Origin of the sequence: Blautia sp. An46, assembly GCF_002161645.1 — a bacterium.
Lineage (GTDB): Bacteria > Bacillota > Clostridia > Lachnospirales > Lachnospiraceae > Blautia > Blautia ornithocaccae.
The window spans coordinates 130,657-147,955 of sequence record NZ_NFIF01000003.1 but is presented as its reverse complement, the minus strand read 5'-3'; the positions used below and the strand labels follow the sequence as shown (position 1 = coordinate 147,955).

Genomic DNA, 17,299 nt, shown 5'->3' with positions numbered 1-17,299 from the left:
AAAATTTCAGGAGATATTGAATCATGAAGATACCATTTTCACCACCGGATATCACGGAAGAAGAAATAAATGAGGTTATAGATACATTAAGAAGCGGCTGGATCACTACAGGACCAAAAACAAAAAAGTTTGAAGAAGAGATAGCCGGATTCTGCCATACAGAAAGAGCCGTATGTCTGAATTCCGCTACAGCCTCTCTGGAACTGTGCCTACGGATTCTGGGAATCGGTCCGGGAGATGAGGTGATCACAACTGCATATACCTATACTGCAAGCTGCAGCGTGATCTGCCATGTAGGCGCAACGCCGGTTCTGGTAGACACGATCCCAGGTTCCTATGATATGGACCCGGAGAAAGTCCGGGAAGCAGTTACAGAAAGGACTAAAGGGGTAATCTGCGTAGATCTTGGCGGAATCGTATATCCTTATTATGAAGAAATCTACAGGATCGCAGAGGAAAAGAAGAGTCTTTTTACGCCTTCCGGAGAAATACAGGAGGCTTTGGGCAGAATGGCTGTCTTGGCAGACGGGGCCCATGCCTTTGGGGCCAGCTATGATGGAAAAATGTGCGGAGAGATTGCAGATTTTACCAGTTTTTCCTTCCATGCAGTAAAGAATCTCACAACGGCTGAGGGAGGAGCTGCAGTATGGAAGAAAATTCCGGGAATCTCCAGTGATGATCTTTATAAAAGATTTATGGACTACTCTCTTCACGGACAGACCAAAGACGCCCTGGCAAAGACAAAGCCGGGAAGCTGGGAGTACGACATTGTAGCCCCCTATTATAAATACAATATGACGGATATCATGGCTTCTCTGGGGCTGGCTCAGTTTCGGAGATATCCGGCTCTGCTGAAGAGACGCAGGGAGATCATAGGAAGGTACAATGCAGGATTTAAAGATCTGGATATCCAGGTACTTGAGCACTATGGAGAAAAACATACTTCCAGCGGACATCTGTACTTGACCAGACTGCCTGGAAAGAGCAGAGAGCAGTGTAATATGGTCATTGAAAAAATGGCTGATGCAGGCATTGCCACCAATGTACACTATAAACCGCTGCCAATGATGACTGCTTATAAAAATCTGGGCTTTGATATAAAAGACTATCCAAATGCCTACCATATGTTTGAAAATGAGATTACTCTGCCCCTTCATACTTGCCTGACCGACGAACAGGTAGAGTATATCATAGAAAACTACAGAAAAATTGTCGAGGAGCTGTAAGCCATGTTGAAGGATTGGAACAGCCTTCCTGAATCAATGAAGAAGGAAGAGGTAAAAAAATATTATAGAGAACTTTCCAGGAAACGCCCGGCACTTGCTGCCAAGCGTTTTCTGGACGTGGTTATGGCACTTATCTTAACGGTTCTTTTGTCGCCCGTAATGCTTATACTTGCAATATGTATCAAGCTGGACAGCAAGGGGCCGGTTTTTTATCGCCAGGAGAGGATTACCCAGTATGGCAGGCCCTATCGGATCTTTAAGTTCCGTACAATGGTGGCTGACGCAGATAAAAAAGGTCCTTTGGTCACCAGAGGGGGAGACTCCCGGATCACCAGAATGGGAAGAAAACTGCGGAGCTGCCGTCTGGATGAGATTCCTCAGCTTTTCAATGTGCTGAAAGGGGAAATGAGTTTTGTGGGAACCAGGCCTGAGGTCCAGAAATATGTGGACAGCTATACGCCGGAAATGATGGCCACTCTTCTCCTTCCAGCAGGGATTACTTCCAGGACCAGCATTGCCTATAAAGATGAAGAGGCAGAAATTGACCGTTATAAAAAAGAAACGGGGAAAGAAACAGAAGAAATCTATATTCATTATATTCTGCCGGAAAAAATGAAGTATAATCTGGAGTATATCCGTTCTTTCAGTGTGCTGGGAGATCTGAAGATCATGATAGACACAGCCCTGGCAGTAATAAGATAGACAGGAGACAGTTATGAAGAAAAAAATAGCAGTAATTTCCATGGGAGTAAAGCTAAACGGTGAGAAAGGATACAGCCGTTTCCGCTATATCGGAGATTTTCTTTCAGATGCAGGATATCAGGTAGATCTGATCACCACCACATTTCAGCACTGGGAGAAAGCTCAGCGGGATATAGATGCCATTAAGAAAGAAGACTACAAATTTCAGCTGAAATTTATCTATGAACCGGGATATAGGAAAAACATAGATTTAAGGAGAATACGCAGTCACAGCATTGCGGCAAAAAATCTTACAAAACTTCTGGAAAAAGAAGGAGACTATGACCTGATCTATTGTGAGATACCGCCTAATGATGTTGCCCTGGCAGCGGCAGAATATGCAAAAAAGAAGGGAATACCCTTTGTACCTGATGTAAACGATCTGTGGCCGGAAGCCATGAGGATGGTCCTGGATATTCCTGTGGTCAGCGATATCCTGTTTTATCCTCTCCAGAGAGATGCAGAAAAGGTATATTCTCTGGTGTCCGGCATTATTGGAACTTCCGACGAATACAGGGACAGACCTTTAAAAAATCAGAAGCTGGATGTTCCCAGAAAAACTGTTTATGTGGGAAATGAAATTGCAGAGTTTGACAGAGGCGTGGAAAAATACGGACCGGAAATCCAGAAACCAGAAGGAGAGTTCTGGGTCTCCTATGCAGGAACCATCGGTACCAGCTATGATATCCGCACTATGGTGCTGGCAGGCAAGGAGCTTCTGGACCGGGGAATGTCTCAGATCAAATTCAAGATTCTGGGAGGGGGCCCCTTGAAAGATGAACTGGAAAATCTGGCAAAAGAACAGGGCTGTGTCAATGTAGAGTTTGTGGGATACGCTCCGTATCCTAAAATGGCAGCCTATCTTGCCAAGTCCGACATTCTGGTGAACTCCTTTGTAAAAAAGGCGCCTCAGAGTATTGTAACAAAAATCGGCGACTATCTGGCAGCAGGAAAGCCAATGATCAATACCTGTATGAGTCCGGAATTCCGCCAAAAGGTGGAAAATGACGGGTTCGGCATCAATATTCTGCCGGAGGATGTGAAAATCCTGGCAGATGCCATTGCAGAACTCTATGAAGACAGAGACGGCTGCAGGATTATGGGAGAGAAGGCCAGAAAGATTGCAGAAGAACAGTTTGACAGACCGGAATCCTATAAGAAGATAATTGAGTTGATCGAGGAGCTGACTTGATATGGACAGACCATTTTTTACAGTTGTTATGCCGGCCTATGGAGTGGAAAAATATCTGAAAAAAGCAGTGGACAGCATCCGGAGCCAGACTTTTGGAGACTGGGAGCTGATCATTGTGGAAGATGGATCTCCAGACCGGACAGGGGAGCTGGCAGACCGTCTGGCAGGGAAGGATTCCCGGATACGAGTAGTTCATCATGAGAAGAACAAAGGTCTCAGTGAAGCCAGAAATACCGGAATCCGTCAGGCAAAAGGAAAATACATCTGGTTTATGGATCCGGATGATTCTGTAGAAGAAAGCCTTCTTCAGGAGGTCCAGGGGGCTCTGGAGGAAAATCCGGCCCGTTTGACAGTGTTTGGACATGTGGAAGAGTATTATGAGAAAGATGGCAGCTTTTCCTATGCCCATCCGGTAAAGCCCAGGAGACGGCTCTGCAGAAATCAGGGGGAAGTCCGGAAAGAAATCCTTCCTCTGGAGCAGGAGACCCTTTATGGATATGCCTGGAATAAAATTTACGATTTAGACTATATCCGTGAAAAAAAGCTGAGCTATGAAACTGTTCGGCTGATCGAGGATATTGTATTTAATATTCAATACTGTATGGATATTGACACTATGAATCTGTTGGACATTACCCCCTATCACTATGCAAAAAGGATGGAGGGAAGTCTGACTACGAAATTTGTGTCTGATTATTATCCCCTTCACAGGAGAAGAATCGCCATGCTCTATGAGCAGCAGAAATACTGGGGACTGGATAACCGGGAAAGCTGCTCTGTGCTGGGCAGTCTGTATGGGAGATATATCCTTTCCGCTTTGGAGAGGAACTGTGATAAACGGGCAGAAATGAATCATGGAGACAGGAAAAAGTTTTGCCGGGAGATCTTTGCAGATCCTCTTTTTAAAAGGCTGATACCGGCAGCGGAGGCCAGAGACAGCAGAGCCTTAAAACTGGCACTCACCTGTATGAAGGCAAAATCTGTATTTTTGTGTCTTGCCTTTGGAAGGGCAGTCCATCTGGTAAGAGGAAGCCTTCCGATGTTGTATTCAAAAGTAAAGTCTCAGAGATGATAAGATTCTTATGCCGGCAGAAAAAACCGGCAGGACAATAGAAAAATCAAGCAAGAAAGAGCAGGTAAACGAGATGAAAAAATATGATTATGTATTAGTGGGAAGCGGTCTGTTTTCAGGGGTCTTTGCCTATCATGCGGTAAAGGCAGGAAAAAAATGTCTGGTAATCGAAAAAAGAGATACTGTAGGCGGAAACCTGTACTGCGAAGATATGGAAGGCATTCATGTGCATAAATATGGAGCTCATATTTTTCACACCAGCAACCGTAAAGTATGGCAGTTTGTGAACTCTCTGGTGGAATTTAACCGTTATACCAACTCTCCAGTGGCAAATTTCCATGGAGAAATGTACAATATGCCTTTTAATATGAATACTTTCAGCAAAATGTGGAATATCAGCACTCCGGCAGAAGCAAAGGCTATTATAGAGAAACAGAAAGCCAGCATACAGGGGGAACCTAAAAACCTGGAAGAGCAGGCCATCAGTCTGGTAGGAGAAGATATTTACAAAAAACTGGTGAAAGGCTATACAGAAAAACAGTGGGGAAGAGACTGTAAAGATCTGCCGGCATTCATTATCAAAAGACTGCCTGTGAGATTCACCTATGACAACAATTACTTTAACGACCTGTATCAGGGAATCCCTATCGGAGGCTATAATGTGCTTATCGAGAAACTTTTTGAAGGCTGCGATATAGAGACTGGCGTGGATTTCAACGAAAACAGGGAAAAATATAAGGAACTGGGAGAAAAAATCCTTTATACAGGAACCATTGATTCTTTCTACGATTACTGTTTTGGCAAACTGGAATACAGAAGCCTGAAATTCGAGACAGAAGTGCTGGATGAGGAAAATTATCAGGGTGTAGCAGTAGTAAACTACACAGACAGAGAAACTCCTTATACAAGAATCATTGAGCACAAACATTTTGAATTTGGAACTCAGCCGAAAACGGTCATCACCAGAGAATATCCGGCAGACTGGCAGGAGGGTATGGAGCCTTACTATCCAATCAATGACGAAAGAAATCAGAACCTGTACCAGCAGTATAAGGAACTGGCAGATAAAGAGGAGAATGTCCTCTTCGGCGGAAGGCTGGCAGAGTATAAATATTATGACATGGATAAAGTAATTGAATCCGCCTTTAAGCTGGTAGAAAAGGAATTATAAGGAGATGCTGATCCATGAAAATAATAAAAAAGGAATATGTAAAGGTCCTGGAATGGGCATTTAAAATTGCATACCTTCTTTTAGGCGTGGCTACCTTTAATGCATTTCTATATGACTCCCCAGTACAGCCTTTTCTGGTAGATGCATGTCTGGTGCTGGGAGGGCTTACCCTCCTGGGAAGACTGGCATTTTTTAAGGACTATTGGAAGACGCCATATTGGATCATTCTTGGACTATTTTGCGTGGCTTTTCTGCTTTCAATGATCATGAACAGAGAATACGGTGCTTTTTTTGCAGACTTTAAATGGCTGATATGGACGGGGATGCTGTTTTTTCTGCTGTATGTCTGCGATACAAAACGTGAGAAGGAATCTTATAAAAAGGAATTTACAGTACTGTCCCATATATTGATCATTTACAGCGCCATAGCATCCGTGGCGGGAATCTGGCTGATGGCAAACCTTTATCACGGAAGCTGGTGGTCCTCTAATGATGAACTGATGCAGGCGGGATTTCATTGGGGACGATTGTGGGGCGTTTATACAGATCCCAATTATGGAGGAGTATTTACTGTAGTAGCCGTTCTGATGTGTGTGTACTTTGTAAAGAACAGAAAAAAATGGCTGAAGATCCCATATATTCTGATTATTGCAGCAGACTATTTATATATAGTATTCTGTGATTCCAGAACAGCAGAAGTAGGTATGGTCCTGGCAGCAGGATTCTGGCTTATTTATACAGGCGTGCAGAAAAAAGCGGGAAAGAAAACCATAGCATATATTTTGATCGCGTGTGTCTTTGCGGGAGTTTTTGTAGGCGGAACTTCTGTCATAAAATCTCAATATAATGACAGGATACAGCAGGAGATCCAGAAACAAGACGCTCAGAACAAAGCAAATACAAATACAAATGCCAATTCCAACTCCAGCTCTAACAAGCAAAAGTCCAAGACTTCTATGGAAGAGCAGAAAGTGGGAAGACAGGCGGAACTAGAAAAAGATGTGACCAATGGAAGACTTGCATTATGGGCCAGCGGAATAGAAGTCTGGAAGACAAAACCGATTTTCGGAACAGGATACAATTCTTTTCTGCCATATGCTAATCAGGAACTGCCAGAGACTTATGCAGTCAATAACCCTCAGGGAGACTATGTAAGCCTTCATAATGAATATCTGGATATCCTGGTGTACCACGGTGTATTAGGAGCCGCTGTATTTCTGGCATTTATGGCAGCTGTAATCTGGCGCTGGCTAAAAACTTTCCGGAGCATTGCCGAAGAGGACAGAGATTATATTGGAGTGCTTTCTGCATGCTGTATAGTGATCGCCACAGCGATGCTGTTTTTGCTGGAAGGACTACATACAAACTCACCGGGAACATTTATTTTATGGACTTTCCTGGGATATCTGATGCATTACAGCTATAAAAGCAGAGAAACGAAAGCATAAGAAGAAAGGCAGGGAGCAGGGATGAAAAAGATACTTGCAGGATTTATCATGGATGGACACGGAGGAGGTGTGGACAACTACCTCTTGAACTTTCTTGAAAATACAGCCTCTGAAGATGTGACCATAGATTTTCTCACAAATGAAATTGACAAAGATTTGGAAAAGTTTCTTGGCGAGTATCATTCCCGGCTCTTTGCTATTGCAAATTTAAAGCATCCTGTAAAACAATTCCGGCAGGTCTGCCGGATCATAGAGGAAGGGCAGTACGATATGGTGTATCTAAATGTATCAACTGCCATTGACTGTGTGGCTGCCTGGGCAGCAAAAAAGAAAAAAGTAAGAAGGATACTGGTTCACAGCCATTCCAGCGGAAATGACTGTGAAAATACAGTGAAACGAATCGTTTTTAATTTGATACATTATATCTGCCGCCTTTTTTTCTACAGGGCGGTTACAGAATATTACGGCTGTTCCAAGAAAGCGGGACTTTGGCTTTTTCCTAAGAAGATTGTAGAGTCCCAGCGCTTTCAGACAATTTTTAATGCTGTGAATCTGGATGAATATACCTTTGATTCTCAGATCAGAGACGAGGTAAGAAAAGAACTTAAGTTAGAAAATAAATTTGTAGTGGGACATGTGGGAAGTTTTTCCTATGCAAAAAATCACTACTTTTTGATTCATATATTTGAAGAAATACGGAAGAGAAATCCTGATGCTGTTTTGCTTTTAGCAGGTGATGGAGTACGCTTTGAGAGCGTCAAGAAACTGGTAAAGGAAAAAGGCCTTGAAGAATCTGTAAGAATCTTAGGGTTCCGGAAAGACGTAAGCAGACTGTTTCAGGGAATAGACTTTTTCCTTCTGCCTTCATGTTTTGAGGGGCTTCCAACGGTAAGCATAGAAGCACAGTGCACCGGACTGCCCTGCCTGATGAGCGAAAACATTACGGATGAAGCAAAGATAACCAGTGACTGCTGGTTTTTACCACTGAAAAAGTCTCCGGAAGAATGGGCAGAGTTTGTGCTGGCTCATAGAAAAGAAAACAGGACACAGATACAGTGGATAGGAAGAAAAGAAAACTACAGTCTAAAAGAACTGAAAAAACAACAGCGGGATTTGATCATGAGATAGGAGCGGAGAAATGAAACTGGCAAGTATAGTAGTACCGGTGTATAATATAGAAAGCTATATAGAGAAATGTATAGAAAGCCTGATCAGCCAAACCTATGAAAATATAGAGATCATACTGGTGGATGACGGCGCAACAGATAACAGTGGAAAAATATGCGATTTTTACGCCCAAAAGGATTCCAGGATCCGAGTGCTCCATAAGGAAAACGGAGGCCTCAGTGACGCCAGAAATAAAGGGGCTCAGGAATCCAGAGGGGAATACCTTTTTTTTGTAGACGGAGATGATACAGTTTCGCCGGTTCTCGTGGAGAAAGCAGTGGAAAAGTGTGAAGAAATCCATGGAGATATGGTAATCTTTGACTTTGAATCTGTGGAAGAAGACACAGGAAGAAGAGACAGGTATAATTTTCAGCTGCCGGAGGACAAAGCCTTTACACTTTCAGAACTTCCGGAACTGCTTTTGAAAACTCCCGCTGCCTGGTGCCGGATGTATAAAAAGAGTTTCTGGGAACAGTCCCAAATCCGCTATCCGGAAAAAATCCACTATGAAGATCTGGCGACTACGCCTCGAATGATTTATCAGGCGGAGAGCATTGGATATGTGGGAGAGGAGCCTCTCTATTATTATATGATCCGGCAGGGCTCAATTATGAGAAGTAATGATTTTGAAAGAAGCTATAAAGACAGGACTTATGTCCTGGACTTTATTAAAAGCTATTATCAGGAGCACCAGGCTGACAGAAAATTCTGCAAAGAACTGGAGTTCATTTTCTTTGAACATGGCTACTTTGTTCCATCTAAAGAAATTATTCTGGAAAATCCCAAAAGTCCCTGGCTGAAAAACTTTGAGGACTATGTTAAGAAAAATTATCCGGGATTTCTGAAAAATCCTTATATTAGAAATTTATCGACAAAAGACAAAATCCTACTAACACTTATGAAAAGAAGAATGTATTCTGCAATGAATATGCTTTCCGGGGCACGGAAGAAAAAAGACTTACTGAAGCAAAAGGACAGGAGATAGATTATGGAAAAAATACTTACCGTTACGATACCTTCCTATAACGTGGAAAAATATCTGAAACAGACACTGGATTCTTTTCTGGCAGAGGAAATCCTGGAAGAAATAGAGGTGCTGATCGTAGACGACGGCTCCAAAGATGGCACTGCGGCCATTGGAAAAGAATATGAAAGAAAATATCCGGGAACTTTTCGGGTTATTTCTAAGGAAAACGGAGGACACGGCTCGACCATTAACAGAGGAATCCAGGAGGCAAAAGGCCGATATTTCAAAGTAGTAGACGGAGATGACTGGGTAAATACTGCAGATTTTATAAAACTGGTTAAAGCCTTAAAGACATGCACCGCAGAATATGTAGTGACCAACTATTATGAAGTCAATGATAAGACCGGGGAGAAAACACCAAGAGAATATAAAGAACTGGGAAAGAAAAAAATCTGGAAATTTGAAGAAGCCGCTTCAGTGACACAGATTGGCATGCATCCCCTGGTCATTAAGACAGAAATATTAAAAAAGAACCAGATTCGACTGGACGAGCACTGTTTTTATGTAGATGTGGAATATATTTTATATCCGGTTCCCTATGTCAATACAGTAGAATTTTTGGATCTGTATGTATACATGTACCGCCTGGCTGTAACCACCCAGAGTGTCAGTATCCAGGGATATCAGAAACATATAGATAATCACATAACGGTTATTTTCCATCTTACAGAGTTTTTTAACCAATACGCCAAGACCGGAACTCCGGAAAAAGTAGAGTATATTGGAAAACGTATCGCCCAGATGGTAGGAGATCAGATTACGATCTTTGTAAGTTTCCCTGAGACAGATATATCTATTAAAAAGAAATTTATAGACTTTGACAGAAAATTAAAAGAGCTAAGCCCGGAAATATATCGCCGCTCCGGAGAGGAGAGCGGTTCTCTGCGGCTGTTCCGGAAAACCGGATTCCGGGGATATAAATGGATCGTAAAAATGTGCAGGAAAAGAAACCATATAGGAGAGGAGTAGAAGATGAAGACACATTCAATTAAATTTAACTTTGTTATGAATGCGCTGCTGACGATTTCTTCTGTGATCTTTCCGATTATCACATTTCCATATATATCGCGAGTATTAGGGGTAAGTGGAAGCGGAAACGTAGCAGCGGCGATATCAACGATATCCTATTTTACCATGTTTGCTTCTCTTGGAGTACCTACTTATGGAATCCGCGCCTGTGCAAAAGTTCGCGATGATAAAGAAAAGCTGTCGCAGACAGTACAGGAACTTGTAATTATCAATGCGGTCACTACAGCTATCATATATTTAGTGTTCTTTATCAGTTTGGCCGTAGTACCTAAATTTAATGCTCAAAAAGAATTGCTGATTGTTGTCAGCATTTCTATTTTATTGAATACTATGGGAATACAGTGGTTATATAACGCCCTGGAACAATACAGTTATATAACTATCTGCTCTCTGACGTTTAAGTTTTTAGGAATGGTACTGATGTTTGCAATGATACATTCCCCCGATGATTATTTGAAATATGGTGTGATCAGTGCCCTTTCCAGTTACGGTTCAGGTATTCTAAACTTTATTAATATGAGAAAATATGTGTCTTTGAAGAAGACAGGAATGTATGATTTTAAAAGACACTTTAAACCGCTATTTACTTTTTTCTTTATGTCTGCGGCTACCAGTATTTATTTAAACCTGGATATGGTAATGCTCTGGCTGATGAAAACAGACTGGGATACGGGGATTTATAATGCTGCAATAAAGATTAAAACAGTACTGGTAAATTTGGTTACATCCTTGGGTACCGTATTGCTGCCAAGAATGTCCTTCTATATAGAAAAGGGAGAAAAAGAGGCTTTCCGTCATACAGTGACAAAAGCTTTTCGGTTTGTTCTGGTGGCTGCAAGCGGACTGATGGTCTACTTTATGATTTTTGCCAAGGAGTCTATTTTGATTCTGTCAGGAAAAGACTTCCTTCCCGCAGTAGTACCCATGCAGCTGTTAATGACTACATTGCTGCTGATCGGATTGTCTAATACTACAGGAATGCAGATATTGACGCCAATGGGGCAGGAAGATAAAGTGCTTAAATCTATCATTGCAGGAGCAATCGTAGATTTTGTTTTGAATCTTTTCCTGATTCCAAGGTATGCATCTTCTGGAGCAGCTTTTGCAACTGTAATGGCAGAATTGATTGTGGTTGTTGTACAGTTTGTTTACTTGAAAGATATTTTGCGTGGTTTGATAAAAGATATAAATTTTGGAAAGATAACCGTAGCTCTAGCATGTGCAGCATGTGCAGCACTGGTATTCCAGCATATGACCAGTTTCCCAGCACTTGTAACTATGATAATAGCAGTTGTTATTTTCTTTGGAATCTATGGGGGACTGCTTCTGCTCATGAGGGAGCCGCTGGCAATAGAAATATTAAATATGGGGTTGAATATCCTTCGAAGGAAAAAATAACAGGAGGTTCATGATTATGTACCAGACAGGAAAAAACAGCTGGTGGAAGCACTGGGATTTTATGCTGCTGGACTTATTGTGCTTTCAGATAGCCTATATTGTTGCTTTTATGCTGAGACATGGAATTATCCTGCCTTATAGATGGGAAGAATATCGGGACATGGGTGTCATGATTGTATTAGTAGAATTCTGTGTCGGTTTTTTCCTGGAAAATTATAGAGATGTTTTGAAAAGAGGCTATTTTGAAGAAGCTAAAAAAACAATGCTGCAAGTCACAGTTACAATAATTGTAGTATTTACCTGTCTTTTTTTTGCTAAGTCGTCAGAAATATTTTCTAGGGCAGTCTTTATCCAGACCTGGATACTTGCGGCTATTTTTACCTGGGGAGTAAGATGTCTGTGGAAATTACATATCCGAAAGAAAATGGTTGAAGGCATTGGTCTTCAAAAACTGGTTATTGTATCCACAGCTGAGAGAGCAGAAAAAATAATCAGCAAAATGGAAAAAAATGAATATAAAGATTATTCTGTGGCGGGTGTCATTTTACTGGAATCTTCTAACAGAAAAAATATTTCAGGAATTCCCGTAATTGCCTGTGAGGAAAATGCAGTGGAAGTCCTCCAAAAAGATGTGGTGGATCAGGTGTTTATCGATGGAGAAGAGAGAGACCCGCTGATCAGTCAGATACTTCATGCATGCGCAGAAATGGGAATTACGACACATTATAATCTGGGGATAGACTTCAGACCTTCAGGAAAAGCTATTGTAGAAAATTTTTCAGGCTATATTGTTATGACTTCCAGCATAAAATTTGCCGATACAAGACAATTATTTGTTAAAAGATTCATGGATATACTGGGAGGAATCGTAGGAATCCTATTAACAGGAGTACTGACTGTTATTTTTGGACCGATTATTTATATTCAAAGTCCTGGTCCTATTTTCTTTTCTCAGGAGCGAGTGGGAAAGAACGGCAGAACCTTCCGGATTTATAAATTCCGTTCTATGTATCCTGATGCAGAAGAACGAAAAAAAGAATTGATGAAAAAAAATAAGATGCAGGGATTCATGTTTAAGATGGACAATGATCCCAGAATCATTCCTATCGGAAGATTTATGCGAAAAACATCACTGGATGAGTTCCCTCAGTTTTTTAATATTTTAAAAGGAGATATGAGCCTTGTAGGAACCAGGCCTCCTACTTTGGATGAATATAAACAGTATGAGATACACCATAAGGTTCGTCTGGCTGCAAAACCAGGGCTTACTGGCTTGTGGCAGGTGAGCGGACGAAGCGATATTGTAGATTTTGAAGAAGTGGTGGCTTTGGACAAAAAATATATTGAAGAATGGAATATCGGGATGGATCTGAGAATACTGTGCCAGACCATTAAAGTGGTTATCACAGGAAAAGGTTCTGTATAATAACGGGAATGGAGAAAAAGATGAAGAAAAAAAGAAGTGTATTTATTATAGGCTCAAAAGGAATACCGGCTAAATATGGAGGCTTTGAGTCTTTCGTGGAAAATCTTACAAAATATAGAAAAGATGAGAATATCCAATATTTTGTTTCCTGTATTCCAACAAAGGAAGAATTTGAAAAAGGACCAAAAAAATATAAACATAACCAGGCCAACTGTTTTTATGTGACACCAAGAAATATCGGCCCGGCGAGAGCCGTTGTCCATGACCTGGAGGCACTCAGCTTTTGTATAAAATACATTCAAAAAAAGGGCATTGAACAGCCAATCGTATATATTTTGGCCTGCCGAATAGGACCATTTATCCATTATTATAAGAAAAAACTGGAAGCGCTTGGAGGAACTTTGTATGTGAATCCTGACGGACATGAATGGAAAAGGGCAAAATGGAGTCTGCCAGTGAGAAAATACTGGAAAATCTCAGAACGGTATATGGTAAAGCATGCGGACCTTCTTGTGTGTGACAGCAAGAATATTGAGAAGTACATCCAGCAGGACTATGCTAAATATTCTCCTAATACTACCTTTATCGCATATGGCTCAGAAACAAAAAAATCTATTTTGTCAGATACTGATGAGAAATGGCTTTCCTGGTGCCAAGAGAAGGGAGTTCGGCCAAAGGAGTACTACCTTGTAGTAGGCAGATTTGTTCCAGAAAATAATTATGAGACAATGGTAAAAGAATTTATGAAATCTGCTTCAAAAAAAGACTTTGTGATTATTACAGGTGTGGATAATAATAAGTTTTATGAGAATCTTATGCAGGAGACACAGTTTCAAAATGATAAACGGATCAAATTCGTGGGAACCGTTTATGACAGTGAACTCTTGAAAAAAATTCGTGAAAATGCCTATGGATATTTTCATGGACATGAAGTCGGGGGAACGAATCCCAGTCTGCTGGAGGCTCTGGGCAGTACGGATTTGAATCTGCTTCTGAATGTGGGATTTAACAGAGAAGTGGGAGAAGACGCAGCCCTTTATTGGGATAAAACTCCAGGCAGTCTTTCTGGATTGATAGATCAGGCAGATAAATTGGATAAATCAGAAATAGATGTACTGGGAGAAAAAGCGAAACGCCGTATTGAGCAGGAATACAGTTGGGATATTATTGTGGAAAAATATGAATATATATTTAAGAGGCAGTGGGAAAATTGAAAGTTTTAGTTGTGCATAACCTCCATCGGAGCGGATCAGCCAGTGGCGATGACCAGGTTTTTAAAAATGAGACCAGATTACTGGAAGATAATGGCATATCTGTAGTAAGGTATACGGTTATAAACGATAAATTTGACCAGGCAGGGATTCTTGGAAAAATATCCATGACAGGCGGAATGCTGTGGTCTTTTAAAAACTATAAAAAAATAGCAGAGATTATAAAAAAAGAGAAGCCAGATATTATGCATGTCCATACTTTTTTTCCTCTGCTTTCTCCATCCATTCTTTATGCGGCTAAAAAGAATGGGGTTAAAGTCGTGGCAACGCTTCATGACACTAGATTCATATGCCCCTGCGCCACATCATTGCGCGACAATAAAATCTGTAATCTCTGCGGTGACGGAAAATATTTTCGCATGGCCCGGTATGGGTGTTTTAAAGGATCCAGGCTTATGTCAGTCATTGTAGCCTTTATTTTTAAGTATCACCGTTTCCGCCGCTCTTTTTATAAGAATATTGATAAATATATCTGTCTCAATGACCAGCAGATAAAGCTTTTGAAAAAGACTGGTTATTCTGAAGGAAAGATTGTAAAAAAGTATAATTTTGTGGCTGACGGGGCGGCTCAAAGCAGCCGTGATCTGAAGGAATATTCACTTCCTCCCAGATTTGCGGTCTTTTATGGGAGAATCGGCGAAGAAAAAGGTATCCGAGTTCTTCAGGAGGCTTGGGAAAATCTTCCAGACATTCCATTAGTTGTCATGGGAGGCGGACCCCTGGAAAAAGAATTCTCAGATTGGGCAAAAAATAGAAAAAATATTTATTATCTGGGCTATGTTCCCCATGAAAAATGTATGGCAATAGCCCAAAAAGCAGAGTTTGCTTTAATGCCTTCAATCTGGTATGAAGGCTGTTCTATGGTGGCTATTGAGACAGAAAGTCTGGGAATCCCTCTTATTGCTACAGATATTGGTTTTTTAAGAGAGGCAGTCAGGGAGGGATATAATGGACTTAAGTTTCCATTAGGAGATGCGGAGAAACTTCAGGAGGCAGCCAAAAAACTTTGGCAGAACCAGGACGCAGCGAGACTTATGGGAAAACATGCGAGAGAAGACTATGAAGAAAAATACAGACCGGAAGATAATCTAAGACAGCTTCTCGAAATATATCAGGAAGTCATAAATTGAGGTATTAACAAATGGAATTGATCAGTGTGATCGTCCCGGTGTTTAACGGGGCGCCTTACTTATCCAGATGTATCGACAGCGTTTTGAAACAGACCTATGAAAACCTGCAGATACTGATTATAGACGATGGCTCGGAGGATGACTCTCTTAACATTGCCAGGGAGTATGAAAGAAAAGACAAAAGGATCCGGGTATTCCATCAGGCAAACCAGGGTGTATCTTCTGCTAGAAATAAGGGGATTCAAAATGCAGATGGAGATTATCTTGTATTCATTGACGGAGATGACTATATTGCTGATAATATGATTGAGACATTATATTTGGATATAACCAAAACTCCGACAGCTCAGGTAGCAATCTGCAATTATGAGAGTGACAGGACCGACAGTAGTACGGATACAAACCGGACGGAAGTCTTGGATCAGGAAGAAGCTGCATCCAGATTGTTTTTCAGGAGTTCCTATCAGGGATTTCTGTGCAACAAAATGTTTAAGACGGAAATTATCAGGAAACATCATCTGAGTCTCAATCCTAAAATTACCATATGTGAAGATCTGCTCTTTTGCTTTCAATATTTTATGTATATAGAAAAGGCAGTATACAACAGTCAGGTACTGTATTTTTATACAGATACAGGTACAGGTGCCACCAGAACAGATCGATTTAATGCAAAAAGATATACAATGCTGGATTCCTTTAGCGAAATTGAAGAGTTCTGGGAAAAGCATCCAGTCTCTGAAAAAGTAAAGAGGCACGCTTATAACTACCTGGCGACTGTTTGTATGCTGCTTTTTAAAATGACAGTTAAATATTCTGAAGAGGCTGGGAAGGCACCTATGAAAAGAATTTTTCAATCATTGAAAAAAACCAGCTGGAAATATCTTTTTTCAGAATGGCAGCTAAAATTTAAAGTGGCTTATGTACCTTTAAAGATAATAAGTAGTTTCCGAAAGTGATCATGAAATATGAAAGAAAAAACATTAGTATTGATTCTGGACAGAAATGAGTACAGAGAAAAAGAAGATGAAATCAGGAGACAGCTTGGAGAGATTTATAGAAACATAGAATTTTTTTACACCACTTATGAAACCAAGCTGATCCGCCGTGTAAGGAAGTGGAAATTTGTTGGAAAGGCTCTGCAGCATATTTTATATTGGGGACTTTCCTATAAGTTTGCCAGGGAAATTTACAAAAGTGCAGCAAACAAAGATGTTTTGAGTATTAATCCTATTGTTGCTATCTTTCTGGGCATAAAGAATAAACAGAGAAAATTTGGCTTGACAATGTGTGGCTTTCTGTTTGAACCAAAGAACAATAAAATTTACTACAATTTAAGAAAAAAATTTACGCAGAAAGCTATGGAAGGCATGGACAGAATAGTTGTATACGGATCCAAAGAAGTGGAGTATTACAGCAGACTGTTTAATAGAAGCAGTAAGTTTGTCTTTGTCCCTTTTGGAATGGATTACTTTGAAAATAAGGAATACAAGGGAAAGCTGCCAGAAAAGTATCTGTTTTCAGGAGGAGGGAGCAACAGGGACTACCATACACTCTTGGAAGCGTATAAGAGAATAGAAAGACAAAATAAGCAGCCTTTGTATATCGCAACAAATCCTTTATTAATTCCAGAGAGCACCCCAAAAGGTGTAACCGTATTATCTGATGTAGTTGTAGAAAATTTTGGCACAGTCCTTGGAAAAGCAGACTGCCTTATCCTTTCTCTTAAAGATACGATTTTATCTGCAGGGCACATGGTAATGCTTCAGGCTTTGGCACAAGATGTACCAGTGATCGTTAACCGGATACATGCAGTGGAAGACTATGTAACAGATAAAGAAGTGCTGTTTTTCAAAAGCGGGGATCCCGAAGACCTGGCAGAAAAAATAGAGCTGTTTTTGTCAAAACAATGGGTGCCGGAGAAGACCAGAGAACTATATGAGAAGGAATACACATTTTCAGCAATGCTGAAAAGAATCATCAGCCTTAAATAAAGAGGAAAAT

Annotated in this window: 15 protein-coding genes; all 15 read left to right on the top strand. The window is 40.8% G+C overall.

Translation table 11 applies throughout. The features are described 5' to 3' along the window. Positions 1-23 precede the first annotated feature (23 nt). The 15 genes from B5G00_RS04025 to B5G00_RS03955 all read left to right on the top strand — a co-directional run bounded on the left by B5G00_RS04025 (position 24) and on the right by B5G00_RS03955 (position 17,289). Positions 24-1,226 carry a DegT/DnrJ/EryC1/StrS family aminotransferase gene (locus B5G00_RS04025; RefSeq protein ID WP_087268874.1) on the top strand — a complete coding sequence of 401 codons (1,203 nt, stop codon included), beginning with the start codon at positions 24-26 and terminating at the stop codon, positions 1,224-1,226. Positions 1,227-1,229: 3 nt separating this feature from the next. Beyond that, complete coding sequence (locus tag B5G00_RS04020) at positions 1,230-1,928, top strand: sugar transferase (protein ID WP_087268871.1); 699 nt, start codon at positions 1,230-1,232, stop codon at positions 1,926-1,928. 13 nt (positions 1,929-1,941) lie between these two features. After that, the gene (locus B5G00_RS04015) at positions 1,942-3,159 is read left to right on the top strand and encodes a glycosyltransferase family 4 protein (protein WP_087268868.1); all 1,218 of its coding nucleotides are present in this window, start codon (positions 1,942-1,944) and stop codon (positions 3,157-3,159) included. 1 nt (position 3,160) lies between these two features. Further along, on the top strand, positions 3,161-4,231 hold the full coding sequence (locus B5G00_RS04010) for a glycosyltransferase family 2 protein (RefSeq protein ID WP_087268865.1): 1,071 nt from the start codon (positions 3,161-3,163) through the stop codon (positions 4,229-4,231). Positions 4,232-4,304: 73 nt separating this feature from the next. Continuing rightward, complete coding sequence (gene glf / locus B5G00_RS04005) at positions 4,305-5,402, top strand: UDP-galactopyranose mutase (protein ID WP_087269148.1); 1,098 nt, start codon at positions 4,305-4,307, stop codon at positions 5,400-5,402. A 14-nt stretch (positions 5,403-5,416) separates the two neighbouring features. Continuing rightward, positions 5,417-6,850, top strand: a complete 1,434-nt coding sequence (locus B5G00_RS04000; protein ID WP_087268862.1) for an O-antigen ligase family protein — start codon at positions 5,417-5,419, stop codon at positions 6,848-6,850. Positions 6,851-6,871: 21 nt separating this feature from the next. Then, positions 6,872-7,978: a glycosyltransferase gene (locus B5G00_RS03995; protein ID WP_087268859.1), complete on the top strand. Its 1,107-nt coding sequence runs from the start codon at positions 6,872-6,874 to the stop codon at positions 7,976-7,978. Positions 7,979-7,988: 10 nt separating this feature from the next. Continuing rightward, on the top strand, positions 7,989-9,002 hold the full coding sequence (locus tag B5G00_RS03990) for a glycosyltransferase family 2 protein (protein WP_087268856.1): 1,014 nt from the start codon (positions 7,989-7,991) through the stop codon (positions 9,000-9,002). Between the two features lie 3 nt (positions 9,003-9,005). Further along, a complete protein-coding gene (locus B5G00_RS03985; RefSeq protein WP_087268853.1) occupies positions 9,006-10,013 on the top strand; it encodes a glycosyltransferase family 2 protein in 1,008 nt (335 codons plus the stop codon). A 3-nt stretch (positions 10,014-10,016) separates the two neighbouring features. Further along, positions 10,017-11,471 carry a flippase gene (locus tag B5G00_RS03980; RefSeq protein WP_087268851.1) on the top strand — a complete coding sequence of 485 codons (1,455 nt, stop codon included), beginning with the start codon at positions 10,017-10,019 and terminating at the stop codon, positions 11,469-11,471. A 16-nt stretch (positions 11,472-11,487) separates the two neighbouring features. Next, positions 11,488-12,897: a sugar transferase gene (locus B5G00_RS03975; protein WP_087268848.1), complete on the top strand. Its 1,410-nt coding sequence runs from the start codon at positions 11,488-11,490 to the stop codon at positions 12,895-12,897. Positions 12,898-12,917: 20 nt separating this feature from the next. Further along, the gene (gene cps2T, locus B5G00_RS03970) at positions 12,918-14,111 is read left to right on the top strand and encodes a beta 1-4 rhamnosyltransferase Cps2T (RefSeq protein WP_242971276.1); all 1,194 of its coding nucleotides are present in this window, start codon (positions 12,918-12,920) and stop codon (positions 14,109-14,111) included. Continuing rightward, the gene (locus B5G00_RS03965) at positions 14,108-15,298 is read left to right on the top strand and encodes a glycosyltransferase family 4 protein (RefSeq protein ID WP_087268843.1); all 1,191 of its coding nucleotides are present in this window, start codon (positions 14,108-14,110) and stop codon (positions 15,296-15,298) included. Before cps2T ends, B5G00_RS03965 begins: the two co-directional genes overlap by 4 nt. Before the next feature lie 11 nt (positions 15,299-15,309). After that, a complete protein-coding gene (locus B5G00_RS03960) occupies positions 15,310-16,254 on the top strand; it encodes a glycosyltransferase family 2 protein (protein ID WP_087268840.1) in 945 nt (314 codons plus the stop codon). A 9-nt stretch (positions 16,255-16,263) separates the two neighbouring features. Further along, positions 16,264-17,289 carry a glycosyltransferase gene (locus tag B5G00_RS03955; RefSeq protein WP_087268837.1) on the top strand — a complete coding sequence of 342 codons (1,026 nt, stop codon included), beginning with the start codon at positions 16,264-16,266 and terminating at the stop codon, positions 17,287-17,289. Positions 17,290-17,299 lie beyond the last annotated feature (10 nt).

Excerpts from the sequence above, each read along its gene's own strand:
- B5G00_RS04025 (WP_087268874.1), top strand. The coding sequence starts at position 24 with ATGAAGATACCATTTTCACCACCGGATATCACGGAAGAAGAAATAAAT.
- B5G00_RS04020 (WP_087268871.1), top strand. The coding sequence starts at position 1,230 with ATGTTGAAGGATTGGAACAGCCTTCCTGAATCAATGAAGAAGGAAGAG.
- B5G00_RS04015 (WP_087268868.1), top strand. The coding sequence starts at position 1,942 with ATGAAGAAAAAAATAGCAGTAATTTCCATGGGAGTAAAGCTAAACGGT.
- B5G00_RS04010 (WP_087268865.1), top strand. The coding sequence starts at position 3,161 with ATGGACAGACCATTTTTTACAGTTGTTATGCCGGCCTATGGAGTGGAA.
- glf (WP_087269148.1), top strand. The coding sequence starts at position 4,305 with ATGAAAAAATATGATTATGTATTAGTGGGAAGCGGTCTGTTTTCAGGG.
- B5G00_RS04000 (WP_087268862.1), top strand. The coding sequence starts at position 5,417 with ATGAAAATAATAAAAAAGGAATATGTAAAGGTCCTGGAATGGGCATTT.
- B5G00_RS03995 (WP_087268859.1), top strand. The coding sequence starts at position 6,872 with ATGAAAAAGATACTTGCAGGATTTATCATGGATGGACACGGAGGAGGT.
- B5G00_RS03990 (WP_087268856.1), top strand. The coding sequence starts at position 7,989 with ATGAAACTGGCAAGTATAGTAGTACCGGTGTATAATATAGAAAGCTAT.
- B5G00_RS03985 (WP_087268853.1), top strand. The coding sequence starts at position 9,006 with ATGGAAAAAATACTTACCGTTACGATACCTTCCTATAACGTGGAAAAA.
- B5G00_RS03980 (WP_087268851.1), top strand. The coding sequence starts at position 10,017 with ATGAAGACACATTCAATTAAATTTAACTTTGTTATGAATGCGCTGCTG.
- B5G00_RS03975 (WP_087268848.1), top strand. The coding sequence starts at position 11,488 with ATGTACCAGACAGGAAAAAACAGCTGGTGGAAGCACTGGGATTTTATG.
- cps2T (WP_242971276.1), top strand. The coding sequence starts at position 12,918 with ATGAAGAAAAAAAGAAGTGTATTTATTATAGGCTCAAAAGGAATACCG.
- B5G00_RS03960 (WP_087268840.1), top strand. The coding sequence starts at position 15,310 with ATGGAATTGATCAGTGTGATCGTCCCGGTGTTTAACGGGGCGCCTTAC.
- B5G00_RS03955 (WP_087268837.1), top strand. The coding sequence starts at position 16,264 with ATGAAAGAAAAAACATTAGTATTGATTCTGGACAGAAATGAGTACAGA.